Raw genomic sequence first — 24464 nt, 5'->3', positions numbered from 1 at the left:
GTCTCTGAAGGGCCGTTGAAGACTACAACGTTGATAGGCAAGATGTGGAAGTGGTGTGAGCCATTAAGCTAACTTGTACTAATTACCCGTGAGGCTTAACCATACAACGCCAAACGCGTTTTATGTGATAGTGAAACAAGCGAAGAAGTTAATATAACTAAAGTAGATATTACTTAAGAAAGACTTAAAAAATATTATCAGATATTTTCCAAATTCAGTTAGTGCGTAGAAATACGAATTAACGCCCAAATTTGCTTGGTGACAATAGCGTTTTGGACCCACCTGATCCCATGCCGAACTCAGTAGTGAAACGAAACAGCGCCGATGATAGTGTAGCATTTGCTATGTGAAAGTAGGACATTACCAGGCTTCAAATTGTAGAGAGCCCGACTAGAAATAGTCGGGCTTTTTTACGTCTGCAGAAAAGTTAAATGTGGTGAATTACTCACATATCACATTATAATTTAGCTAATTTACATCCTACCAAACACTTATATTAAGCACTCAATCTCGGTGAACGAGATAAATTAAGAATCAGTTTGATCCCCTACTTAGTTGATAAGTATCTATATAAATATAGTTAAGCTCTATCTCAATAATACTGAATGGGATTGAGGTGAAAACAGTGTTAACTAGGTACTTAATACTCTTATAGAGCACATATATTGTGCCAACATGTAATTCATTGACTATAATCATTATTCCTAGGTCGCGGTAAAGAGCGCTACTTAAAATAATTAAATAATTGATTATTCGAACTGGTGAATTATTTCCTTGTTAGCATAATTAATCTTCATTGTACTTTGCATAATTCAACAAAGGATTTAATTTTCTCTGATGCGATATAAAATATCTTGGTGCTTACTTTTTACCACTATGCTTACTCATTTTTCAGCTTTTTCTAATGAGTTAGAATTTTCTGGTTATGCTCGAGTTATTGGTGGTTACTTAGACGAAAAAAATGTCGAATTTAAGGGATATGAAGACAGTATTAAATTTTCTCCATCTAGTTTAATTGGATTCCAAGGCGAGTATCAATTTGATGATAAGTGGTCTGCAACAGCCCAAGTTTTGCTAAGAAGCAATAACACAACAGCTTCTGACAACTCAGGGTTAGAGTGGTTATATTTAACATATAGGCCAACTGATAATATTCAGATAAAACTAGGAAAATTACGCACACCTTTTTTTACTATGAGTGACTTTTCGGATGTTGGTTTTGCGTACCCATGGATCAATCCACCTCAACAAGTTTATGATACTTATTTATTTAAAACATTTAATGGCATAGATGCTGTTTATAAATTTGGTGCAGAAAACTTTGATTTGAGCTTTGAAGGTTACTATGGTGAAGAGTCGGGTGATATAGGGATAGGCGCCTTAAGAACGGGCTTTGAAGTTGATAACCTTTTAGGGTTCATTGGTAAGATTAATATTGAAAACTTAGAATTTAGAGTTTCCCGTTATAATGGGAATATCAAGCTTGATATTGATGAGATAAGACAGCTAGAAAATGTTCTTAATAGCCTTAATTTTACAAAAAGTGCCAGCTCGGTAAAAACAAAAGGTAGGGCACATGCAGACCAATTCGGCGTAATTTACGACAATTTAGATTATTTTTTTAGAGGTGAATGGGTCCGCATTAAAACTGATTTAGGGATAGTGCCTATAATTCAAAGCTATTATTTAACTGCCGGTGTTAATCATGCTCCTTTTACTTACCACTTAACATTTGCAGATAGCGACGTAGAAACTCGTTCTGCTGAAAATGAAATTCCGTTAGGTATTAATAGCGACTTAGATCAACTTGCATATGGGTACAATCGTATTTTTGATGAATCTACGCCTGACTCAATTAAGAGTTGGACGGTTGGTGTACGCTGGGATGTGTTGCCAAACCTTGCCTTAAAAGCTGAGTTTTCAACCCTAGAAGGCGACGATGTAAAAGACTCGTTTTTCGTTACTCCTGATGACTCTGATTTTGATAAAAAAACTAATCTTTATCTTATTGGTTTGGATTGGGTGTTTTAATGATATTTTTTAAACCTATTAATAACATTAAAAAAATAATGATGCTCTTTGTATTCGCTAGTAGCCTATTTGGTTTTAGCATTTCAGTTTATGCAGAAAATACAAACCCCTCGAACGTCATTATTGTAGTAAATACCACAGATAAAAACTTATCTTTTAGTAAGCAACAAATTCGCCATATTTATATGGGCGGAGCTATGAGCAGACAATTTAAAGCAGTTAACCTATTTGTCGGCAATCCGCTTAGAATAAATTTTAACACTAGGATGGTAGGTCTTACTGAATCTAGAATACAAGCTTATTGGGCCCAAATGCGATTCACGGGGCGCAGCAAGCCCCCTGTTGAATTTGAGTCTACAGAAGAGGTTATAGAGTACTTACTAACCGTTGAAGACTCAGTAGCTTACCTTCCAGCAGGAATTACTATACCTAAAGAGCTCACCATAATTGCACTAAATTAAAAGTAAGCCGTTTGCTTAGTAAAAAATCAATTACACTGAGTTATTTTGAAGTTATTGTTAGTTCTTTAAATAATGTTTTCGCTCGTTCAATTGCGTGTGGTAGTTGTGCAATGCACACTGGTTTTGCAAAGTAATAGCCCTGCATTTCATCACTACCATTTGATACTAGGTAGTTAGCTTGGTCGGTTGTTTCAATTCCTTCGCTACATATTTTTAAACCAAGGCGTTGGCCTAAATCGAGTATTGCTTGTAATACTGCAGTGTCTTTTGCTGAGCTTGCATATTGATTTACAAACATTCGATCTATTTTTAATGTATCAATTTCAATTTTAGTAAGGTAACTCAATGAAGAATAACCTGTGCCAAAGTCATCTAATGCAATTGAGCCTCCCATAACTTTTACTTGATTAAAAAATTGATTCGCGTTTTCAAAATTTTCTAAATAGCTTGATTCTGTTATTTCAAACTGAATATTTGAAATATCGACGCTATGTTCAAGTAGTTTACTTTTTACAGTATGAATGAAGTTATGATCTTTTAAGTCATGGCTTGAAAGATTCATGGAGACGAGTACATTATTCCCCATAAGTTGTTTTAGCATTTGCATATCTTTAAATACTTGTGTGATCACCCATTGGGTAATCGCTTTTATTTTACCTGCTTGTTCCGCTATAGGTATAAACTCACTAGGAGAAACAAAACCTAGCTCTTTGCTTTGCCATCTTATTAAGGCTTCTAAGCCCTGAGTTTCGCCTGTATTCGACATTTTAAGCTGATAAAATAACTCAAATTCATTTTGCGCTATTGCGTGAGATATTAAGTTAGCGACTTGCGCTTTTCGTTTGTTATCTTCAAGCATTTTATGGTGGAATATTGTATATGCGCCTTTGCCTTTTTCTTTTGATGTGTACATTGCAATATCGGCATTACTGATAAATGTATTTATATCAAATTCAGCTTCTTTGGCACTTGCAATACCAATACTAATACCCGCTGGTACGTCCCACTCATTTATAGTGAATGGCTCTTTCATACCCTCAATGATATTTTCGGCAATATCTATAACAATAGATTGCTCAGTGATATTAGGTAGCATAATTAAAAACTCATCACCGCCTAAGCGTGCAATTATGTCGTTACTACGCAGATAACTTTTCACTTTTTTAGCCACAGCTTGTAAAAGCATATCTCCGGTTTCATGGCCTAGGGTGTCGTTAACGCCTTTAAAACTATCAACATCAAAGAACATAATCGCAACGTCTCGGTCGTTACTTTTACTACTAGCTAGTTCGAGTTTGAGTAGGTCCATAAAAAACATGCGATTAGGTAAACCTGTTAATATATCGTAGTTGGCGAGGCGCTCCATTGAATGCGTTTGTACTAAAAGTTGTGCGGTGTGTTTATGATTGGTTTGAACTTGGGAGTCAATTGTTTGTAGTAATGCATTAATGTCGTTACCAAGTTGAGATACTTCATCATGACCAGTGACTTGGTATTGAAGCTTATAATTTGTTGATTTTTCAACTTTCTGTGTGAACTTCGAGAGCGCTAAAAGTGGGCTTAATAAACGCTGATATATCCAAAATGAAATAATAATGGTGAGTGCAATAATTACAACAACAAATGGAGCTGCACTATAAAAAAGGCTAATTTTACTTTCATTCAATGGCTTTTTAAAGTCTTGCACAATGAGCAAATATCCAATAGGAAACTGCTCCTCCCCAATTGCCTTTAAGGCCACTAGTCCTTCATTGGTTATTGTAACCGCATAAGGTAAATTTTTTGGTTGAATACTTATAAGTTCAGGCTTAAAGCTCTCAAGCTCTAAATAGTTGGGGTGGACATACGATTGGATTAATTGCCAGTCAGCGTCAAATACATTAACAAACTTAATGTGTTCGTACCGATCAAAACCGAGCAATTCGGTGGTTATAGAGAACAAATCAACTTGCTCAGACATAACACGTAATAAGCTATCGGAAATATTTGAAGACATTGCATCTAAATTTTGTTTAACAGATTGGCGATATAAATCTTCGTGTTCATTAATCGCGAGGAAAAAAACTAAATTTGCGCTAAATATAATTAAAACCGTTGTTATTATAATAAATTTATATCGAATACTATGAAGCATCAAATTTAACCCTTAACCGTCATTTAATTATGTTTTAGTTATTATTGTGTAATCAGGCAATCCATAATTACAAAAAAGCTACTTATTACGCCCTTTGTAGCACTAAAAGCCTAACATTGAGAATGCTTTTAAATTCATATACTAAATATAGCTGTTTATTTAATTTTGTACTGACTTACTTTGTTGCAATTTCATTCTTGGTTTAATAAGTGACCTGTGTAAAACTACCTTAGTTAATTTAGTAAATCAGGTGACATGAATGTCGAATATTAAAGCTTGGAAACTTATAAGCCTGTTTTGTTTGTTCGCAGTGCTTATGGGTTGTCAATCTAAAGAAGAGCAGCTGCAACAAACAATTCAAGAGTCTATTAAAAAAGCAGATACAGAGCTGTCACAGCTTGGTACTGCGCTTGATAATGGGAATGTGCGCAATGCTGTATTACTTAAAGAATATGGCGAGCTCCTTAAAAAACAACAACCAGAGCTTACAAAAGTTGTTGATGTAATTACCCTTGATGCAACGCGCCAAGGTGCACTTTATAGTGGTTTAACACAGCGACTTAAAGATATTAAAGGAACTTACTTAATTCCTCCTTACGAAGATACGTTGCATAGCATTGATTTGTTGCGTGATGCGTCTAAACCTACGCTATTTTCTGATGCGTTAACCGATCCTATTAATATGCTAGCTGATATGTCCAAAGGCACTTTAGCGCGTGTAGGTGCAATTAGTAAGCAAGCTGAAGGTGAGGGTGTTGGTAACCAAATGGTAGGTAACCCTAACTATGGTAACTGGCAAACAAATAGTAATGGTATTAGCTTTTGGCAATGGTACGGCATGTACCGTATTTTAGGCGATGTATTTGACCGTGTTGAATATGGTAGTTGGAGCAAACGCCGAAAGTATAGTTATTACAATGACTATGGCCGTTCGCGTTATTCAAGCCCTAAACAAATTAAAACCCAAAGCGCGCTAGAAACACGCACGCGCCAAACATACCAACGCCAAGGTAAGCAGTTTACAAGCCCTTATGCGAGTAAAAAAACAGGTGCATCCGGTTTAAGCCGTAGTAGTTATACGCCACCAAAAAGCCGCAGTAGTTATTCTCGTTCGAGCAGTTATAGCAATAGCTCAGGATCGGTGCGTGATAGCGGTAGCAGAACCTCTCGTGGCGTGAGCCGTGGTAAGTAAAAGAATAAAGTTGGAGTTAGAATAATATGTATGAATTTAATGGAATAACTATGTGGTCGCTACAAGCATTGGCGATTGATTTTGCAATTATTGTTTTATTATTTGTAAGCCTTAAATATATAAAAGGTTGGGTTTCAAACTTACACGCAAATGATGAAATAACAGAGCGTGATAACTTTGCTTTTGGTATTAGCTTTGCCGCTGGTTTAGTGGCACTGGCGATTGTATTAACAGGTGTAAGTAGTGGTGCTTTTGCTGCAACATTGCAACAAGAAGCACTGCAAATGTTAGCTTACGGCGCATTAGCAATTGTACTTATTAAGTTGGGTCACTTTTTTCAAGATAAAGTAGCGCTTCGTAAAGTAAGCCTGCACGACGAAATAGTTAAAGGTAACGTTACAGCTTCAATAATTGATTTTGGTCATGTTGTTAGCGTTGCAATAGTTATTCGCTCAGCACTTTTATGGGTGGCTACTGATGGCTGGCATGGTCTTCCAATTGTAATTGCTGCCTTTATTATAGGTAGTGTTGTATTACTACTTGTTAGCCAGTACCGAGTGCAGTTATTTAAGCGTACAAACAAAAGTGGCGACTGCCTACAACAAGCAATTGTTGATGGTAACTTAGCTGTGGGTATTCGTTACGCTGGATTTTTAATAGGTAGTGCATTAGCTATTACAGCTGCAACGGGTGTTGCGCCATACGCTGCTGATAACATTAATGCGAGTTTACTATACTGGGCTATTAGCGCTGTTGTGAGCCTTGTCGCATTTATTATTTTGCACTTAGTGACAATTAAAATAATTTTATCTGGTTGCGATATTTCAGATGAAGTTAATCGTCAAAAAAATGTAGGTGTAGCAGCTATTTCTGCAGCAGTATCATTTGCTGTAGGTATCACTATGGCAACCTTACTAGGCGCATAATCAGTGTCATCAACCAACACTCCCCCAAGTAAGTCTCGCTTACTTGGGCACGATATATTACTAATTACTGTTATGGCCGTGCTTGCTGGGTGCGGCCTTATTTATGAATACTTACTGTCTCATTATGCGGGCCGTGTACTTGGCTCTGTAGAAAGCGCTATTTACGCCATGATCGGTACTATGATTGTAGCAATGGGCTTAGGCGCTTTTTTAGCGCGTTGGTTTAAAGATGCATTTACCGCTTTTGCTTGGCTAGAAAGCATTATTGCTTTGGTTGGCATGGGCTGCATTTTAGCGATAGCGGGTGTAATAGCAGTTAGTTATTCTCTTCCTCATTTATTTTCGAGCATTTTTAATTTACCCCCTGATGTTGTGCTTAATGGTTACGTATTTCAAAAGCTACAAGAGTGGTCACGTTTTCTACCTTATGTTTTTGGTTTAATACTGGGCTTATTTATTGGTATGGAAATACCGCTTATAGCGCGCATTCGTCAACATGTGTACGGGCGGTTTTTAGAAAACAACGCAGGGACTATTTATGGTGCCGATTATATTGGTGCTGGTATTGGTGCCGCCATTTGGGTAAGCATCATGCTCTCAATGCCTATAATGCAAGCTGCAGCGTGGACGGCGTTATTTAACATCATCGCAGGGCTTGCTTTTTTATGGCGTTACCATACCCATGTGCGCTTTGCTAAGGCACTTTTAGTTTGCCATATAGTACTGTTGGCATTGTTTGGCTTTATTTTAGTATTTGGCAGTAGCTGGATGAACAATCTAAGTAATGTTTTATACAAAGATAAAGTAATTTATTCGCAAGCAACCAAATACCAGCACGTAGTATTAACCGAACGCTTAAGTAAAAATCAGCCAGAGCCTATTACTGATTTGTATTTAAATGGGCGTTTGCAGTTCTCAAGTATTGATGAGCAAATATATCATTCAATGCTGGTTTATCCTGCAATGCTTGCCTCTAACAGACACGACCGTGTATTAATAATTGGTGGTGGTGACGGGCTAGCTCTAAGAGATGTTTTAAAATGGCCTGTGAGTGAAGTAACGCTAATAGATTTAGATGCGCAGCTTCTCAATTTATTTGGTCATAAAGACGGTGACTTTACGCCGCCAGAGCACATCAATAAGCGATTACTACAGCTAAACAATAAATCGATGCAAGACTCGCGAGTCAACATAATTGTGGGTGATGCATTTTTAGAAGTTGAAAAACTGCTTGATCAATCCAAGCAGTTCGACACCATCTTAATTGATTTACCGGACCCAAATCACCCTGATCTAAATAAGATGTACAGTGACTACTTTTATAATCATGTACGTCAGTTATTAGCACCCGATGGCGCAATGGCGGTTCAATCAACCTCACCTTATCATGCTAAAAAAGCGTTTTTAAGCATTGCTAAAACAGTTAAAGCCGCAGGGTTTGAGTATGTTGAGCAGTATCAGCAAAACATACCTTCGTTTGGGCAGTGGGGCTGGACGATAGCCACTAAAATGGGTCAATCGGCCAGTGGCCGTATTAATGATGCGACAGCTATGCCTGTGCCATCAAGGTGGATTAGTAAAGAATATTTATTGGCAAGTTTTGTATTTCCTAACCACTACTTTGAACAAGTTAAAAGTATTGAGGTCAATAGGTTAGGATCTGGTCAGTTGTATGATTACTACCGCACTGCATGGCAAATAGAAAGCGAATTGTATAAAAACTAACAAAACATGGTTGACATAATATGTCGGCCGTGAGAATCTTAACTCAGACATAATATGTCAAACGACAAAAGGCAGAGACATGGAATTAAATGAACTTTCAATAAAATTAGCTTCTTTTGAAACTGAAGGCGCTAACTTTGAGTCTTTCTTGATTGCCAACCCTGGCGAGCAAGATGTTTTACAAGTCATTGTTGATGGAAATGATGAACTTCCAATTTTTGTTACACAAACGCAAGAGCAGTTGTTATGTATTAGCTACTTGTTTGACGAAGATGAAGTTAAGAGTGAATTACGCAACGAGTTAAACGAAACATTACTACGTTTAAACGTGCCAATTCCGCTGAGTGCATTTGCTAAAATCGATAACAAATACGCGATTTTTGGTGCACTGTCGGTAAATTCATCATTAGATGACGTTACCCACGAACTAGTGACATTAGCCGATAACGCTATCGATGCACTAGAAGCCGTGACCTTGTATTTAAACGATTAATAGCCAGTTAGTGGAGTTAAGATTATGAGTATTTTAAAAAAATTATTTACAGCAGTACGTGGCGGCGCTCGTGAAGCAGGCGAAGCAATTGTAGACAAAAATGGTATCCGTATTTTTGAGCAAGAAATTGCAGATGCGCAAAATGCACTTCACCGCGCTAAAAAAAGCCTTACAGAAGTAATGGCTAAAGAAATGCAAACTAAGCGTAAAATTAGCGCTGTAGATGCATCAATCGCGGAACATGAAGCGTATGCAGGCCAAGCTCTTGAAAAGGGCAACGAGGCGCTGGCATTAGAAATTGCAGAAAAAATTGGTGACTTTGAAGCTGAAAAAACCGAAAACGAGCAAGTATTATCTGGTTTTAGCAATCACATTGTTGCGCTTAAGCAGCAAGTTAAAGATGCTGAAAAATCGATTAAAGAGAATCAGCGTCAGCTTACAATGGTTAAAACCACTGAAAGCGTACAGCAAGCAACAATGGCTGTTAACAGCACGCTTAATACAAACAGCTCGTCTATGACATCGGCTCGTCAATCGCTTGAACGCATTAAACAGCGTCAACAAGATCGTAGCGACCAGCTAGGTGCTGCAAAGCAACTTGAGTCAGACGTAAATGGCGATGACTTAAAAGCAAAAATGGCTGAAGCAGGCATTGGCGACACAAGTCCAAAAAGCGCTGATATTTTAGCTCGCATCAAAGCGAAGCAAAATAGCTAACCATTACGTTTATACTTTAAAAAGGTAACCGAGTTATGCTCAGTTACCTTTTTTGCTTAGAGGGCAGCCTTTCTATGTTTAATTTTTTCAAATCTAAAAAAGAGCCAGAGCGTCAGCTTAATCATCCGAGCGAGCTTAAAAAGGGCGACATGTTTAGTGTTATCGACTCATTTGCTTATCCGGCATGGTTAAAAGGTGAAACGCTACGTGTTACTGATATTCAGACTTACCAATATCAGCACAGTAGCGATACTGAATTTGTACTCGAGACAAATAGCGGGCAAGTTGTATTTTTACAAATTGAGCAAGATGACGGCGAAGAGTGGGCTAACTTCTCTATTAAAATTCAGCGCAACGAAGTTGAAGAGATATTTGGCCTTGATGAGTTTGCGCGTATTTTTGATGAAGAGTCGTTAACCCACATTACAGTGCAAAATACACCAGAGCGCTTTATGCAGTTTCTAGCTAAAAGCTATCAACAAAGCGAGTCGCCTTACGTGTGTTATTTCCATAATAAAGATTACCGTAACCAAACATTGCCTCGCTATGAGCAAGAAGGTGGTGAACCATGTGAAATGATTTGCTTAGCATCAGATAATGAAGGCTTTGGTTTAAATATCGAAATTTGGGATGGCGGCGAAACCGAAGTATCGCTAACACTGACGCGCCCAATGTCAGACATTGTAGACTTGTTTCCCGGAGATGCTAAGTGAGTGATGCTAAAGACAAGTGGTTGCGTCAGGAACAAGCTGTACGTGCCACACAAATGGCATTTGATCTAAGCAGTGAAGTTCAAAAGCTGATAAAAAAGCAAGCTATTGACCAAGAGTTAACTCCATCAGATATGATCCGTAAAATACTTGGCTTAGATGTAAAATCTAAAAAAACGCGTCAACGTTTATCGTTTAATTTAAATGATGACGAGATTGCGCAACTAGCCAGTCGCTTTGATGTCCCAAGTGATGATAAGCGAGCCGTAAAACAACAAGTAGCTGACTTACTAATTGCTCACACTAAAAAAACTAAGTAGTTGCACTAGATTATTATGAATATTACTCTAATTGCTTATCTACTTATTTTTGCGTTGTTTGGTACTGCGGCGAGTTATTTTGTACGCTTTATTTATGCATATTGGGTGCTTAAAACAATGCCCATGAAGTACATTATAAAAGCGGGTATTTGCGTAGTGCTGGTTGTTGTAATTTCAGCGTTAATTCCGTATTTAGGTTAACGCTGAGATTAAATTATACGCGACCATTTTTATTTTATATCAAACGACTGGCATTGGTGATTAATACACAGCGACTGCACTTCAAGTACTGGTGAACAATCGGTTAAGCCTTGTGCTTTATTTTGTATTTTTTCTTGTTTTGTTATTTGTTGAGCAAGCTGTTCTGCTTCTTCTTGAGATGTGTTCAGCGTTGAATAAACAGCATACTTACTCGGTCCGCCGCATGCGCGGGCGCCCACTTCAAGTACTTTGCACTGAAAACTTGCGGTGCAGCTGTTATTACTCACCATGTTACTAAGATCATAGTTTAAGTCAGACAAGTTTTTACTTTGCTCATTTGACGTCAAAGTACTAGCACAACCACTTAGTAATAAAATGCTGCTAGCAATGCTTAAAATTGATAGTTTAATTGTCGATGGTAAACAACTCATAACGTTATCCTTAAAATGCACTTACCGCTGAACCTTCAAGTTTAACACATTTATTTTCAACACACTGCGTGCTTGGCGTTGTTAAATGCTGACAAATGCTCATCATCCCTTTTTGTGAATTATAGTTACTTTCAAGCTTAGTAATTTTATCGCTAAGGGCTGCTACTTGTTTTTCAGACGCTGATTTTGTTGAGTACACAATAAAGCTGCTTGGCCCACCACATGCGCGACTGCCTACTGCACTTATTCTGCATTGGGTGCTGGTATCACATTGCTTATCTGTAATTAGCGTATTTAATTCGGCTTTAGCTGTTTTTATATCGTCTATTGAAACGTTTTTTAAATCGTCTATTGAAACGCTTTCAGCAATTACATTATTTTTTGTATTTTCTTGTAATTGAGTGTTTTCTTTTAGCTTTTGCAGCTCTTGCTTTGGCGCTTCAGTTTCTGAGGTTATTGTTACTTGCTGCGTTTCAGTTGGCGTTTTATCTAAGCATGCAGTTAAACAAAGTGGTAAAAGTATGGCTAACAATGGGGTACGCATAACAAACCTTGATAGTGATGAAATATTCATCACTATCATACACGGTGCATTTTTTACGGCAATAAAAACTATATTATCAAGTAATTAAAGCCGTGAAAAATATCGTTTATTAAAGTCCACCCTGCGTTAGTTTGGTGGGATTAAGTAATTTTTCGAGTTCATTGCGTGGTAAATCGGTTTCTTGTTCGGCTACATCAATAATAGGGCGGGCTTCCTTATAAGCCTGCTTTGCTATTTTTGCTGCTTTTTCATAACCGATCACCGGATTGAGCGCAGTCACTAAAATTGGATTTTTAGCGAGTGCTTTATCTATATTAGGCTGATTTACTTTAAAGCTGGCAATGGCTTTATCGCCCAATGCTTGTGCGCTATTGGCAAGTAATTCTATGCTTTGCAAAATATTATACGCAATGACTGGCAGCATAACGTTTAGCTCAAAATTACCCGCTTGCCCTGCTACTGTAATGGTCGCGTCGTTACCGATTACTTGTGCGCTTACCATGGCTGCGGCTTCTGGTATTACCGGATTTACCTTGCCAGGCATAATAGACGAGCCCGGTTGAAGTGCTTCTAGCTCTATTTCGCCTAAGCCCGCAAGTGGTCCTGAGTTCATCCAGCGTAGGTCGTTCGCTATTTTCATTTGTGCTACAGCGAGTACTTTTAATTGCCCCGAAAGCGCTACTATGGCGTCTTGTGAGCCGATGTTATAAAAAAAGTTACTACTAGGCGTAAATCTAATGCCTACATTGGCACTCAGGTTTTCTGCAAATTTGGCTGCAAACTTAGGGTCTGCATTTATTCCTGTTCCAACAGCTGTACCGCCTTGTGCCAGTTCGCATACACGCTCTAAGCTATGTCTAATTCCTGCTGCGGCATGGTTAACTTGTGACTGCCATGCACTTAGTGTTTGATCAAATGTAACAGGCATTGCATCCATTAAATGCGTACGGCCCGTTTTAACTATATGGCCTATCTCAGCTTTTTTCTTTTCTAGGCTTTGCGATAAGTTTTCAAGCGAAGGAAGTAATTCATACACTACATTTATTGCGCTACTGAGTGCGATAGCAGTAGGGACCACATCGTTAGAGCTTTGCCCCATGTTTACATCATCATTAGGGTGAATGCTTTCACTGCCTAATCGGCTAGCAAGCGTTGCAATAACTTCGTTGGCATTCATATTTGAGCTTGTGCCCGAACCGGTTTGAAAAATATCAACGGGGAAATGCTCAACATGCTCGCCATCAATAATACTTTGGCAAGCTTGCTCAATAGCATTTGCTTTGTCTTTACTTAAATGGCCAAGCTCACAGTTACTTTGCGCAGCAGCTTGTTTTATATAAGCCAGTGCAGTGATAAATTGCTTTGGCATAGATAAGCCACTAATGGCAAAGTTATTAACTGCTCGTTGTGTTTGCGCTTGATAGAGCGCATTAGTAGGTACTTGTAGCTCGCCCATGCTGTCTGATTCTGTTCTAAAGTTGCTCATAAGTGTGCTCCTTAAAAAGGGTTGAATTCGTGACTAAGAATACGAGCTTCACGCTCAAGTATTAAAAATTGTGCAGTATTGTTATGCACCTTATAAAACCGTTTTAATGCTAATAATGGTTTGTATAGCTGCTCTAAACATTGTTTACGAATAGCATTATGTATAAGAGGGTCGCACATTTTGTTCATAATTTCATGGTGTGTGCGCCTAAGATAAAACTCTTGAAGCAAGGGATTATGTTGTTGCTCAAATTTTTTGGCGACGTTAAGGGCGGTTTCTATGTAGTCGGCAACGAGCATGGGTGCATGCAGGCCAGGTCTTAAGCAATGACAAGAGAGTTCTTGATGGTAACGATGCTGGGCATAATTTGAAGACATAAAAAAACCGACTCAAGTTAACGATAATAGTTATCATTACATTTAATCGGTTTCAGTGTAAACAGTTATTATAAAAATTATTTGCGATACTAATTTGAGTATTAATTGTAGCCAAGAATAAATATCTGATCTGTTTCATGTTTGGTCATCGCCTGTTGATTATGTTTAGGGTGTGAAAGTAAATCGATTACTGTAGCTCTCATATCAACGGCGTAACTATGATCGTCGGTGGTTTTTTCGGTTATAGCAATGGCCGCGTCTACAGCGGTATAAGGGGGTATATGCATAATTTTATCCTTTGAAATTTAATATAAGTTAAACCCTTTAGTGGGTTAACAATATAAAAGCATATTACGTACCAACCATAATGAGCCGGCTCAACCATATGATAGTTATAGTGTTTAAAAATTATCTTTTTTTCATCACGACAAAATAAGCTAAATTTGCTTTACTGTTGTGCATTAATCTACAATTTTGGTGCACAGTAATGACAAAGCCATTTTCACAAGCCTGTGAAAACAATAAAACCCCTATTTTAGAGCAATTAAAGGACGTATTAAAAAATACTAAAACAGTACTCGAAGTTGGCTCAGGAACCGGCCAGCATAGTGTTTTTTTTGCAGAGCAATTACCACATTTACAATGGCATACAAGTGATCGTGCTATAAACCACGAAGGGATTAATTTATGGCACCGCGAAGCTAATTTAACTAATTTACATGCACCACTTGAGCTTGATTTAAATAATGAATGGCCTGTAGATAAGGTTGACGCTATTTATACAGCAAACACATTTCATATTGTAAGTTGGCAATTAGTTGAACGTTTTTTTGACGGTGTTAAACGTCACTTAAATAACGACGGTATGTTGTGTATTTATGGGCCATTTAAGTACCAAGGTGAATTTACCAGCCCAAGTAATGATGACTTTAGTGCCTTTTTAACAGAGCGCGATCCGTTAAGTGGAATAAGAGATTTTGAAGCAGTTGAACAACTAGCTAAGCAAGCAGGGCTTACGCTTATTAGCGATACTGCCATGCCTGCAAATAATCAGTTACTCGTTTTTAAACGGCAGTAATGAGCTACATTGCTCTTTATATATATCAATATGGCCGCGTTCACGCTTTAAGTAGTCGCTTATTGCATTACTGAAATCGCTATCAACAATATGGTGAGCAGAGTAGGTAAGTACGGGTTCAAATCCGCGTGCTATTTTGTGCTCACCTTGTGCTCCCGAATGAAAGCAGCTGAGTTTATGCTTTATTGCAAACTCAATACCTTGGTAATAACACAATTCAAAGTGCAGCGAATCTACTTCCTCACTTGCTCCCCAGTAACGCCCATAAAGCGTATTTTTACCTACTAAACTAAGTGTTGCAGCAATCACGCTGTCGTCTCTTTTGGCCAGCATAATAACGAGGTTATTAGCCATTAAGGCATGTAAAAGCGTAAAGAACTCCATATTTAAATAGCCTAAATGACCAGAACGCTTTAAGTAGGTACGCTGATAAAACTCACAAAACAATTGCATTATCTCGGGCGTAATTTGTGTGCCTTGCAGCCATTCAATATCAATATTTTGTTGCGCTATTTTAGCTCGTTCTTTTTTAAGTGACCTGCGTTTACGCGAGCTAAGCATTTGCAAAAAGTCGTCAAAGGATTCATAACCTTTATTAAACCACTGAAATTGCACACCCACTCTTAGCATGGCATGTTGCTCAGTTAATGATGTAGCTTGAGCTTGGTCGCAAAAATTAACATGCCACCCCGACCACTTTTGCTCAGCACTGTGTATGCTAAGTTGCTCTGTAATATATTGATATACCGCATTTGGGTTAGCGTGCTCGATAGCAATACGTTTGCCTTCAATAGGGCTAAAGGGAATGCCAGATAGCCACTTGGGATAATATTCTAAACCGTGTTTTTCGTATGCCTCAGCCCATGCCCAGTCAAATACATACTCGCCGTATGAATGACTTTTTAAATACCCGGGTGCAAGTGCAATGAGCGTATCACTTTCAAAAATAGCGAGGTGATGGGGCTGCCAACCACTTTTTTGTGTTACGCATTGGCTTTGTTCAAGGGCATATAAAAAAGCATGTTGAGTAAATGGTTCATCACCAAATAAACGTTGCCACTGCGCCTGATCAATCTCATTAATACTGCTAAACCATTGGTGCGAAAACGTTCCCATGACTACTTACCTTGTAGTTGTTCTAAGCTGTTCTACGTTTTTAATAAACGTACTAATTTGCTTTTTAAGCTCGGTAAAATGAGGATTATAAGTTAAGCGTTGTAAAGCCGGATGGTGTTTTAAGTTTGCGCTTGTACGCTCTCCTAGTTGTGGATTTTTTGTTGTTTTACATGTTTTGTACAGGGACTCGTCGTTAATAAAGCTGCCACAATTACGATAGGTTGCGTCAATTCCATAATGTGGGTTTTGCGGTGAGTTAACAACAGCAATATGCGACATACCATGAACTTTTTTACACTGTGGTGTTGTGCATTGCGGATTATTTACTGTGTAGTCACTAGCAAAGTCTGGCGGTAAAATATCAGTGCTTCCATAAAGTACTAAAGTATCGAGCAGCTTATATTTTACTGAATTACCTTGGTGTAATGCACTCAATAATTTTAGCGTGGCGCGCGTATCTATCGTGGTATCAATATCGCTAAGTACACTAAAAATAGGTAATTTAAGTGCAGGGCGTTTGTTCAAGCTACTTATGCTTGCAAGTGACATTGCATCGTACGAAGCGGCAGCTGCATTTAAAGGAAATGACTCATACTTAGCAAAGTCTACATCGGCGTCTTTATCTATCCAATTAACAAAGGGTATGGCATCAATCCACTTTGCTATCCAGCCGTACTTATTATGTGGCTCAGAGCCTGGCGAATAAAGCATAAGCGCTTTAATTTTAGGTGAAACAGTTTGCTTGGTTGCGTAATCAATAAGTAACGCGGCGCCGGTAGAGTAACCTGCGAGTATCACCTCATCAAAATCTTGCACCGAGCGTTCGACCCCATATTTTATTACTTGTTGCCATTGGCTAACCTCTACATTGAGTAACGCACTTGCGGCGCTTCCATGTCCTGGTAATAAAATAGTACGCACAGTATAGCCTTGCTGATAATACACTTGTGCTAAATCGTGATACGTAAAGGGGGAGTCAGTTAGCCCGTGGATTAATAGCGCAACTTTATTGCTGTTTGGATGCGTAAGCTCAAAAGGGGCAATAATATCTGCAATAGTAGGGTCAGGTTTTCGCGTACCTTGTGTTACTAATTGCTGATACGTTTGTGTAATAACAGGGCATGGCATATTTGCACGTGGATTGGCTTTATTTATATGCTTATACGCGTAATCTAAGTAATCGTTAAATGGTAAAAGGGCGTGGTAATTAAAGCGCTGGTGGTTGTGCTCATTTTCAAAGCGTAATAAGCCTTGTTGCTTACTTTTTGTTATAAATTTAAAGTCGCTCGCCTGTGATATACAGTTTTGAGCGACAGCAATATGCGAAAAAACACTTAAAACAAAACCAAAAGCGACTCTCAAAACTATTCTTAAAATTAAACCGCTATTGTTCATTAACTTCTGCATATTGGACAAGACACTCGGTTAGCTTAATGAGTTCAAGCGGTTTTGCAAGATGCTGGTTAAATCCAACGGCTTGTGCATGTGCTTTATCCTCTGGCATAACGTCGGCAGTTAAAGCAATAATCGGGAGCTCTTGTTCAGTCTTAAACTGGCGGATCAGTGCCGTTGCTCTATAGCCATCCATTACAGGCATTTGGCAATCCATAAGCACTAAGTCAAAATGCTGATTTTTAACTATATCAACGGCCAGTTCCCCATTTTCTACTATATACGGCACAATTCCTAACGAGCCAAGCATCGCTTTAATAACCATTTGATTTACCGGGTTGTCTTCTGCGACCAAAATGTCTAGCGAAGTAATATTAGTATTATCAAATGTAATAACATGTTCTTTTTTAGGCTCTGTTGTTTCTAATCGCATTGAAAATGTAAAAGTAGAGCCTTTATCTATTTCACTTTTAAGGGCTATTTCTCCCCCCATTAATTGGCTTAGCTCTTTCGCTATGGTTAAGCCAAGTCCTGTACCGCCAAACTGCCTTGAGGTAGAGCTATCAGCTTGGGTAAATGCGTTAAATAATTTTTTATGCTGGGTTGGTTTTATACCTATTCCGGTATCACTAACGTTTATAACAAGCTGTACTTTATTGGCGGCAGTAAACTCTGTTTCTATGTTTAAAGTAACGCTGCCTTGGCTTGTAAATTTAATCGCGTTGCTACATAAATTAAGTAATATTTGCTCAATTCGCATAGGATCACCAATAAACCAGGTATCAACAGGTAGCTTTGAATTAACTTGCCATTTAATACCTTTGTTAACTGCGCTTTGCTCAAACATGTTGTTTATACGTGTTATTAAAGCACCTAAGTCGAATGCAATAGATTCAATAACTAACTTTTGGGATTCTATTTTTGATATATCAAGAATGTCATTAATTAAGTTTAATAAGCTTTTAGATGCTGAGTTTATTTTATCTAAATAGCCAATGAGTGTACTTGCATTGTCTGTTTCTCTAGCAAGTGAAGAAAAACCAATAACGGCGTTTAATGGTGTTCGTATTTCGTGGCTCATATTCGCTAAAAATTGGCTTTTAGCCTGATTAGCTAAATCGGACTGCTTCTTTGCTTGTGCGAGTGAGTGAGTACGCTCTGCAACTTGACGTGTAAGTGCGATTTGTTGCTGATTAAACAGCAGTAAAACCATTAAAATTAAAGAACATACGGCAACTTGAAGTATGAGTAATAATAAAGTTAGTTGACTATTATGTTGTGTTAAAAAGCTTTCTTTAAGGGCTAGTTTTACAATCCATTTTTGCCCTGCAAAGTCCACATCAAACGACATTAAGCGGCTGCCTTTAGCTTGCTGAACATTTTGAGAGTAATTACTATAAAACGGCGGAGTGTTTGTATCTTCGTATATACCAATCGAAAACATATCAGACTGTTCTTTAGAAATTGCCTGCTCAATAATACTACGCACTAAAAATACACCAGTGGCATAGCCTTTAATTGTTTTTTCATCACTATGCTGGGAGTACACAGGGGCAAATAATAAATAGGCTGGTTTAGGTTGTTTGGTTTGCACCAACTGAATTATTTTAGTTCCTACTGGCATGTACTTTATAGCGGGGTTAAGCAGAGAGCTTTTTCGATCAGGGTTTGAAAATACATTAAAGCCAATAGCTTTTTGATTACCATTAAAAGGAGCTATGTATTTTACTATAACAAGGGGATCACTAGTTTCAAGAGGTTCGCCAACTACATCAATATCTAAATGATAAATGTTTGATATTTCTTGGGCAAAGACGTCGCGTTGATCTTGAGGTATTTTTGCGTTCCACGATAAGGCGTTAATAAATGCGTGCTGAGTTAGTAACTGGCTAGCATAAGAATAAAAATCTTGCTGGCTTAGCATGGGAGATGACTGTACCTGACTTGCTAGGCTCTGCACTGCAATAATACTAAGATTTGTATATCTATAAAGGCTGTTTTCTATAACGTGGACTTCACGTTCAGCAATTTTAATAGTGTTTATACGATTTTCTTGATCGTATAACTGCGTTGTTACCGCGACTGATAAAAATAAAATAGAGCATACTGCAATTGTCGGAAACGCCGATATATTATGTTGATTAGACTTTTGTGGTAATAAAGAAAGTAAAAGCGGAGTCGCAATTAATACTCCTAATGTATCACCAAGCCACCAGTAAGTAACATTCTTCCAATGATTATCAACATTGTAAACCGAGTTGAATTGGCTTAAGGCAAATACGCCAAAGTTAGCCGAAATTAAGCTGACCAATATTGCTATGACAAGGATAAAGTAAATTATATTCTTGCGCTTTTTAAAGCGCAGCGGGTGCCCAAGCCAATACTTTAAAAGAGCTGCGCCGACCATTGCCTGTATAACAACACCAAAGGCGATATACATAGCCTCGTTGAATGAGTTGCCGACCAGGACTAGCTCATGAGCAGAACTGTCAAAAATATTAAGGTTAAAGGCAATTGCAGCTACAAATAAAGGCGGGATAAAGCGCCACCACCAAATATAACAACCGACTAGTGCTATGCCGGCAGGTAACCAAATTGGAATTATTTGCGAGTTAAAAGCAAGTTTAGTGAGTGCTATGCCGACTAAAAAATATGCTAAAGCAAACATGATGTAAAAAATAATGGAATGATTTTTAGAGTTAAAATTTTTCACATAAGGTCCAAGCAATTATTATTGTCGTTTTGAAATATCAGTATAGCTAACAGTAAGTTATTTTGGTTATTTTTATAAAGGTAACTGTTTTTTGCTAAATGATTGTTTAAGCACAACTGTTGATTCTATATTTGCGATACAGCTTAAGCCACCTAGTTGATGTTTCACAAACGTTTCGTAGCTCTCAAGATCATGTGCAATGATTTTTAATAAATAATCATAGCTTCCTGATATTACACAACACTCTAATACATGTGGTAATTTTTCTACATGTTGCTCAAATTGCTCTGCAGCACTGACCGAGTTTTGGCTTAATCGTACAAACGCATATACCAATACATTAAGATTAAGTGCTTTGGGATTTATGGCGGCGTGGTAGCCGGTAATAATGTTTTCTTGCTCTAACTTTTTTATACGCCTTAAACAAGGTGTATCCGATAGGTTAATACTGCCAGCTAAATCTGAAACCGACATACGAGCTTGGCTTTGCAGTGCAATGAGTAATTGCTGGTCTTTTTTATCTAACATAGTTGTCGGCTTTTATTAATTATTTTTATATTTGTAGTGATTATTGCTAAGTATTGCAGTTTTTACTATTTTTTTTGGCGTTTTACCCTAATTGAACTCTGTTAGCATTTAACTATAAAAATAATAGAGCACACCAATGAACACACATACCGCTATTTTCGATCACTGGATACGAACAGAGTTTGTCACTTTAAATAGTGAATTAGAGCAACTTTATTGGCAGCAAACCGATAAAGCAAATGTAGAAGGAATAGGTGAGGCCTTAAAGCAACAATTAGAAAAAGAAGGCAACGCATTAATTAGTAATTTATTAGCCGAGGGAAACACAGATCAAGGCTTTGATAGCGCTTTTGACTTACTCGGTAACGTAGGATTATTTATGGCAGCGTGTAGGCGCCATGAAATTACTGAGCCAAGCAGAGAAACCACTTCACCGCTAATTGAAGCCTCAGCGCTTGCTATGCATATAGGCGCATCCATTGGCGTAACCCCTCGTTTTGCTACCGCCCACTTAACTACTCATAACAAAGCACTTAACGGTATTTATAAACGATTTACTAATTTACCTGATGAAAAGCTGTTTCTTGATTACAACACCCAAGGTATTTTGGCCTATAAACGTGCAAGTGATGCTTTATTAAAAATATTGCCGTTAGGTATCTCACACCCCCTGTGTGGTGAGTTATTAAAAGTAGCAAAACAAGCGCTTATAGATGTAATTGAGTCAAATAATGCACTTTATTCTGAGCTCGATGCAGATCGCTTTTTTAACTGCGTTCGCCCTTATTATAAACCGTACCGTGTAGGTAAAGAGGTTTACAGAGGTGCAAATGCTGGTGACTTTGCAGGTATTAACGTGATTGATATGTTACTAGGGCTTTGTAGCGCAAATGAACCTAGTTACTCGCAAATGCTGGTGGATAAGTTTTTATATATGATGCCAGAGGATCAACAAATCCTACGAGAAGCCATGCGTATGCAAAGCTTTATGGATGACTTTTTACAAGCAGAGCAATATAAAAATACAGATTGGTTTAAAAGCCACGCAACGTTATTTATCCAAGTGTGTAAATTACATGGTGACACCGCAGTCGGTCATCATAATCAACTGGTTGAAAAGTTTATTGCTCAGCCCTCAAAAAATATGCAACAGCAGCATATGAGCAAGGTAACAGCAAGTGGTCCGCCGCTTCATGTGTTACTTGATTCGCTCGAAAAATTAAGAGATAGGCGAGCTAGCGCAAAACGCGACGATATAAAAACACGTTTTGACGATCTAAATACACTTAAAGAATGGGTTAAATAGCATGCTTAAAAATGATTTTTGTATGGCTGATGGCTGTTATTTACTAAACCACTCGGTAGGGCGTCCTCTTAAAAATACGCAGCAATATTTAGCACAGCACTACTTTTTACCGTGGGAGAGCTCAAATAAAGAACCTTGGCAACAATGGCTGCCCGCAGTTGAGCAATTTACTACCGCGCTTGGTAAGTTATTTAATGCGCCTAGTTCGCAGTTTTGTCCTCAAGTTAATTTATCAAGCGGCTTAACAAAGTTGCTTATGTCGCATCCACGGCTACAGCAAAAAAATTGTAAAGTGCTTATGGCGCAAAGTGATTTTCCGAGTATGGGTTTTGCAATGCAAAAAGCGTTGCCAAAGTGCGCGCAAATCATATTTATACCTGAGCACGAAAACCTAACAGATATTAGTGTTTGGCAGCGTTATATAACTTGTGATATCGATTTAGTTTTTATAAGCCATGTGTATTCAAATACAGGTGTACAGGCGCCTGTGTACGATATTGTAGCTATAAGTAAATTAACCAATAGTTTATCAATAGTTGATGTTGCTCAGTCAGCGGGTGTTATACCGCTTGATTTAAGCGTGCTCGATGCGGACTTTATGATTGGCTCGAGCGTTAAATGGTTATGTGGTGGCCCAGGTGCAGCTTATTTATGGGTTAACAAAAATCAAATAGAGTATTGTGAGCCTAAAGATGTGGGTTGGTTTTCGCATCAAAATCCATTTGAGTTCGATATTAACCACTTTGAATATAACGCCAGTGCGCTTAAGTTTTGGGGGGGCACCCCTTCTGTAGCGCCTTATATTATTGCCGCAAATAGTATTGCCTACTTTGCAGAGCTAACAGCTCACAAGGTAAGGGTGCATAACTTAGCGATGCTTACGCTTATTCATGAGCAACTAAGCGAATATGTTGCATCACCTATGATTGGTGATAAATGCAGCGGGACTGCTATTTTGTTTTTTAACAAGCAACAAGACCATGTACTTACAGAGCTTAATAAAGCGAAAGTTAGTGTAGATGCTCGCAAATTTGGAATACGAGTATCGCCACATATTTATAATACTCAAGAAGACGTTGCGCAATTTATTTCTATAGTAAAACGAGCGCTTAAGGGTTTTGGCTAAGCTGCTGCTTTCTTTGCTTTAATGACTCTATTTTTTGCTGCGTTTGACTAATTGATGCGTCGTAGGCTTGTTTTAATGAATTTGTTTTAGTTGCGATAGCATCAGCAATAGACGAAGCGCCTAAACGATTGGCCTTATCTTGGGTCATATAATCTATTTGTTGTTTTTTAGCTGCGTATTCTTTTTGGCTTTGTTCAATAGATAGCTCAAGGCGCTTTATTTCACGCTCTATCTGCTGAACCTCTAAGTAGTCATCAACAGAGGTATCGGTAATACCTTTACCGGGCGTAGAGCTTTTATATGCTTCAATTACATTTATATCTTTTAGAGTAATAACTTGTGCATCTTTAGCGCAAGGCGTTTGGCTAAAAGTAGGAACGCCCTTAATTACACACTTATACACTGTTGTACTTTGTGCCAAGGTAAAAAATGGTGCTGCCGCGCAAAATGATAGCAATATGAACCGGATCATAGCTAAACCTATAAGTGGCTAAAGTTGTGTTAATAATGCCCTAAGTTATTACTAGGCACAATTTGTTTAGTTTTTATAAATTTTAGGCACAAAAAAACCACAATTAAGTGGTTTAAATTAAGTATGGTGGAGAGGGAGGGATTCGAACCCTCGATAGAGCTACAAACTCTATACTCCCTTAGCAGGGGAGCTCCTTCGGCCACTCGGACACCTCTCCAACGCATAACCGGTTGTATTGATGGAGTAAAAAAAGCCACCAATTAAAATATGGTGGAGAGATAGGGATTTGAACCCTAGATGGGCTATAAACCCATGCCGGTTTTCAAGACCGGTGCATTCGACCACTCTGCCATCTCTCCGTGACGCAGAATAATACTTAGGTGATACCGCTGTGTAAATAGCAAAATGACTGTTTGCCTAAAAAATATACGTAAATGAGGTTTTTTTTGTAAATAAGGGGAAATTAAGGCAATTTTTAATAAAATAAATAGGTTGCAGCAAACAATGGGAGCTAAATAAGTGACTTCATTTAGTGGTTGAGTGTTCGCTGCACCGAAAAATAATCATGGTTGGGTGATTATTTATATTGAGCTGCACCGCTAAGTGCTAGTCTTTTACCAATCGTGTTAAGTTTAGCTAACATTCTTGCTTTACGATTAGTTGGTTTAACGGCTACTTGCGCTGCTGCTGTTTGATTTAATGTATTAATTGGTTTCATTATTTTGCTCCGGTTGTATCTGTTGAAATCGCGTGCATTTTGCACGTTGTTTGATTAAAAATACAACGATAAAAATTGAGCCTGAGGGATTAGTTAAACTAATCTGAATTGATTTTATTAATGTGCAATTCAGTAAGTTGTATTACTGTTTTTGCATAGGTATTTAGATGGTAGTTGGTTTAAATCCCTTTAATATTGGGGTTTTTGCTTTTTTAATTTATTTTTATGCATTTTATATAGTGTTTTTTGATTATTTATTCAGATTAA

General features: G+C 38.0%; 25 protein-coding genes, 2 tRNA genes and 2 rRNA genes. 15 read left to right on the top strand and 14 right to left on the bottom strand.

The genetic code is table 11. The features are described 5' to 3' along the window. The 4 genes from H5087_RS14330 to H5087_RS14315 form a co-directional block, all read left to right on the top strand. Positions 1-103: ribosomal RNA gene (locus H5087_RS14330) — 23S ribosomal RNA — on the top strand; the annotation flags it as partial. 151 nt (positions 104-254) lie between these two features. Continuing rightward, positions 255-369 (top strand): 5S ribosomal RNA (gene rrf, locus H5087_RS14325). A gap of 468 nt (positions 370-837) precedes the next feature. Further along, entirely contained in the window at positions 838-2031 is a 1194-nt protein-coding gene (locus tag H5087_RS14320) for a porin (protein ID WP_182672493.1), read from the top strand. Beyond that, the gene (locus tag H5087_RS14315) at positions 2031-2492 is read left to right on the top strand and encodes a hypothetical protein (RefSeq protein ID WP_182672492.1); all 462 of its coding nucleotides are present in this window, start codon (positions 2031-2033) and stop codon (positions 2490-2492) included. Before H5087_RS14320 ends, H5087_RS14315 begins: the two co-directional genes overlap by 1 nt. A 40-nt stretch (positions 2493-2532) precedes the next feature. Here the strand turns inward: H5087_RS14315 and H5087_RS14310 are convergent, their stop codons facing one another. Then, entirely contained in the window at positions 2533-4626 is a 2094-nt protein-coding gene (locus H5087_RS14310; protein ID WP_182672491.1) for an EAL domain-containing protein, read from the bottom strand. Between the two features lie 259 nt (positions 4627-4885). On the opposite strand from H5087_RS14310, the gene H5087_RS14305 reads away from it, so the two are divergent. The 8 genes from H5087_RS14305 (at position 4886) to H5087_RS14270 (ending at position 10910) form a co-directional block, all read left to right on the top strand. Further along, positions 4886-5818 (top strand): CHAD domain-containing protein, encoded by a 933-nt coding sequence (locus H5087_RS14305; RefSeq protein ID WP_182672490.1) that lies wholly within the window; start codon positions 4886-4888, stop codon positions 5816-5818. Between the two features lie 26 nt (positions 5819-5844). Continuing rightward, the gene (locus H5087_RS14300; RefSeq protein ID WP_024597420.1) at positions 5845-6744 is read left to right on the top strand and encodes a DUF350 domain-containing protein; all 900 of its coding nucleotides are present in this window, start codon (positions 5845-5847) and stop codon (positions 6742-6744) included. 3 nt (positions 6745-6747) lie between these two features. Beyond that, positions 6748-8469, top strand: a complete 1722-nt coding sequence (locus H5087_RS14295; protein ID WP_182672489.1) for a polyamine aminopropyltransferase — start codon at positions 6748-6750, stop codon at positions 8467-8469. A 79-nt stretch (positions 8470-8548) separates the two neighbouring features. Beyond that, positions 8549-8962 carry a YjfI family protein gene (locus H5087_RS14290; RefSeq protein WP_004335098.1) on the top strand — a complete coding sequence of 138 codons (414 nt, stop codon included), beginning with the start codon at positions 8549-8551 and terminating at the stop codon, positions 8960-8962. A gap of 24 nt (positions 8963-8986) precedes the next feature. Beyond that, complete coding sequence (locus H5087_RS14285; RefSeq protein WP_182672488.1) at positions 8987-9679, top strand: PspA/IM30 family protein; 693 nt, start codon at positions 8987-8989, stop codon at positions 9677-9679. Positions 9680-9753: 74 nt separating this feature from the next. Further along, a complete protein-coding gene (locus tag H5087_RS14280) occupies positions 9754-10392 on the top strand; it encodes a DUF4178 domain-containing protein (RefSeq protein WP_182672487.1) in 639 nt (212 codons plus the stop codon). Further along, positions 10389-10709, top strand: a complete 321-nt coding sequence (locus tag H5087_RS14275) for a hypothetical protein (protein ID WP_024597423.1) — start codon at positions 10389-10391, stop codon at positions 10707-10709. The genes H5087_RS14280 and H5087_RS14275 overlap by 4 nt, the downstream gene beginning before the upstream one ends. A gap of 15 nt (positions 10710-10724) precedes the next feature. Further along, the gene (locus H5087_RS14270) at positions 10725-10910 is read left to right on the top strand and encodes a hypothetical protein (RefSeq protein ID WP_024597424.1); all 186 of its coding nucleotides are present in this window, start codon (positions 10725-10727) and stop codon (positions 10908-10910) included. Between the two features lie 29 nt (positions 10911-10939). Here H5087_RS14270 and H5087_RS14265 read toward each other — a convergent pair whose 3' ends face one another. From H5087_RS14265 to H5087_RS14245, 5 genes are all read right to left on the bottom strand, one after another. Continuing rightward, entirely contained in the window at positions 10940-11341 is a 402-nt protein-coding gene (locus tag H5087_RS14265) for a hypothetical protein (RefSeq protein WP_182672486.1), read from the bottom strand. Positions 11342-11351: 10 nt separating this feature from the next. Continuing rightward, positions 11352-11885: a hypothetical protein gene (locus H5087_RS14260; protein WP_182672485.1), complete on the bottom strand. Its 534-nt coding sequence runs from the start codon at positions 11883-11885 to the stop codon at positions 11352-11354. Positions 11886-11994: 109 nt separating this feature from the next. Then, on the bottom strand, positions 11995-13371 hold the full coding sequence (locus H5087_RS14255; RefSeq protein ID WP_182672484.1) for a lyase family protein: 1377 nt from the start codon (positions 13369-13371) through the stop codon (positions 11995-11997). Positions 13372-13382: 11 nt separating this feature from the next. Further along, positions 13383-13748: a hypothetical protein gene (locus H5087_RS14250; protein WP_223231703.1), complete on the bottom strand. Its 366-nt coding sequence runs from the start codon at positions 13746-13748 to the stop codon at positions 13383-13385. A gap of 101 nt (positions 13749-13849) precedes the next feature. After that, positions 13850-14035, bottom strand: a complete 186-nt coding sequence (locus H5087_RS14245; protein ID WP_010554833.1) for a hypothetical protein — start codon at positions 14033-14035, stop codon at positions 13850-13852. A gap of 200 nt (positions 14036-14235) precedes the next feature. Here H5087_RS14245 and H5087_RS14240 point away from each other — a divergent pair, with 200 nt between their 5' ends. Continuing rightward, the gene (locus tag H5087_RS14240; RefSeq protein ID WP_149601919.1) at positions 14236-14826 is read left to right on the top strand and encodes a DUF938 domain-containing protein; all 591 of its coding nucleotides are present in this window, start codon (positions 14236-14238) and stop codon (positions 14824-14826) included. On the opposite strand, the gene H5087_RS14235 is transcribed toward H5087_RS14240, so the two are convergent. From H5087_RS14235 to H5087_RS14220, 4 genes are all read right to left on the bottom strand, one after another. After that, positions 14803-15942 carry a GNAT family N-acetyltransferase gene (locus H5087_RS14235; protein WP_182672483.1) on the bottom strand — a complete coding sequence of 380 codons (1140 nt, stop codon included), beginning with the start codon at positions 15940-15942 and terminating at the stop codon, positions 14803-14805. The two genes, H5087_RS14240 and H5087_RS14235, sit on opposite strands and share 24 nt — an antisense overlap. A gap of 6 nt (positions 15943-15948) precedes the next feature. Then, complete coding sequence (locus H5087_RS14230) at positions 15949-17337, bottom strand: carboxylesterase (protein WP_182672482.1); 1389 nt, start codon at positions 17335-17337, stop codon at positions 15949-15951. Beyond that, on the bottom strand, positions 17327-20047 hold the full coding sequence (locus H5087_RS14225) for an ATP-binding protein (RefSeq protein ID WP_182672481.1): 2721 nt from the start codon (positions 20045-20047) through the stop codon (positions 17327-17329). The genes H5087_RS14230 and H5087_RS14225 overlap by 11 nt, the downstream gene beginning before the upstream one ends. A 72-nt stretch (positions 20048-20119) precedes the next feature. Next, on the bottom strand, positions 20120-20575 hold the full coding sequence (locus H5087_RS14220) for an Lrp/AsnC family transcriptional regulator (RefSeq protein WP_024604725.1): 456 nt from the start codon (positions 20573-20575) through the stop codon (positions 20120-20122). 136 nt (positions 20576-20711) lie between these two features. On the opposite strand from H5087_RS14220, the gene H5087_RS14215 reads away from it, so the two are divergent. Both H5087_RS14215 and H5087_RS14210 read left to right on the top strand, forming a co-directional pair. Continuing rightward, a complete protein-coding gene (locus H5087_RS14215; RefSeq protein ID WP_182672480.1) occupies positions 20712-21881 on the top strand; it encodes a monodechloroaminopyrrolnitrin synthase PrnB family protein in 1170 nt (389 codons plus the stop codon). A 1-nt stretch (position 21882) separates the two neighbouring features. Then, entirely contained in the window at positions 21883-23007 is a 1125-nt protein-coding gene (locus H5087_RS14210; RefSeq protein ID WP_182672478.1) for an aminotransferase class V-fold PLP-dependent enzyme, read from the top strand. Here H5087_RS14210 and H5087_RS14205 read toward each other — a convergent pair. The 4 genes from H5087_RS14205 to H5087_RS14190 form a co-directional block, all read right to left on the bottom strand. Next, positions 22991-23479: an RNA-binding protein gene (locus tag H5087_RS14205; RefSeq protein WP_024597153.1), complete on the bottom strand. Its 489-nt coding sequence runs from the start codon at positions 23477-23479 to the stop codon at positions 22991-22993. The two genes, H5087_RS14210 and H5087_RS14205, sit on opposite strands and share 17 nt — an antisense overlap. A gap of 124 nt (positions 23480-23603) precedes the next feature. Further along, positions 23604-23696, bottom strand: a tRNA-Ser gene (locus H5087_RS14200). A 51-nt stretch (positions 23697-23747) separates the two neighbouring features. Continuing rightward, a tRNA-Ser gene (locus H5087_RS14195) sits at positions 23748-23838 on the bottom strand. 218 nt (positions 23839-24056) lie between these two features. Next, on the bottom strand, positions 24057-24197 hold the full coding sequence (locus H5087_RS14190) for a hypothetical protein (protein WP_004335040.1): 141 nt from the start codon (positions 24195-24197) through the stop codon (positions 24057-24059). Positions 24198-24464: the final 267 nt, after the last annotated feature.

Source organism: Pseudoalteromonas sp. SR43-7 (assembly GCF_014163785.1).
GTDB classification, from domain to species: domain Bacteria; phylum Pseudomonadota; class Gammaproteobacteria; order Enterobacterales; family Alteromonadaceae; genus Pseudoalteromonas; species Pseudoalteromonas distincta.
Note: the sequence above shows the minus strand (reverse complement) of the source record. Positions and strands in the feature narration are given on the sequence as shown.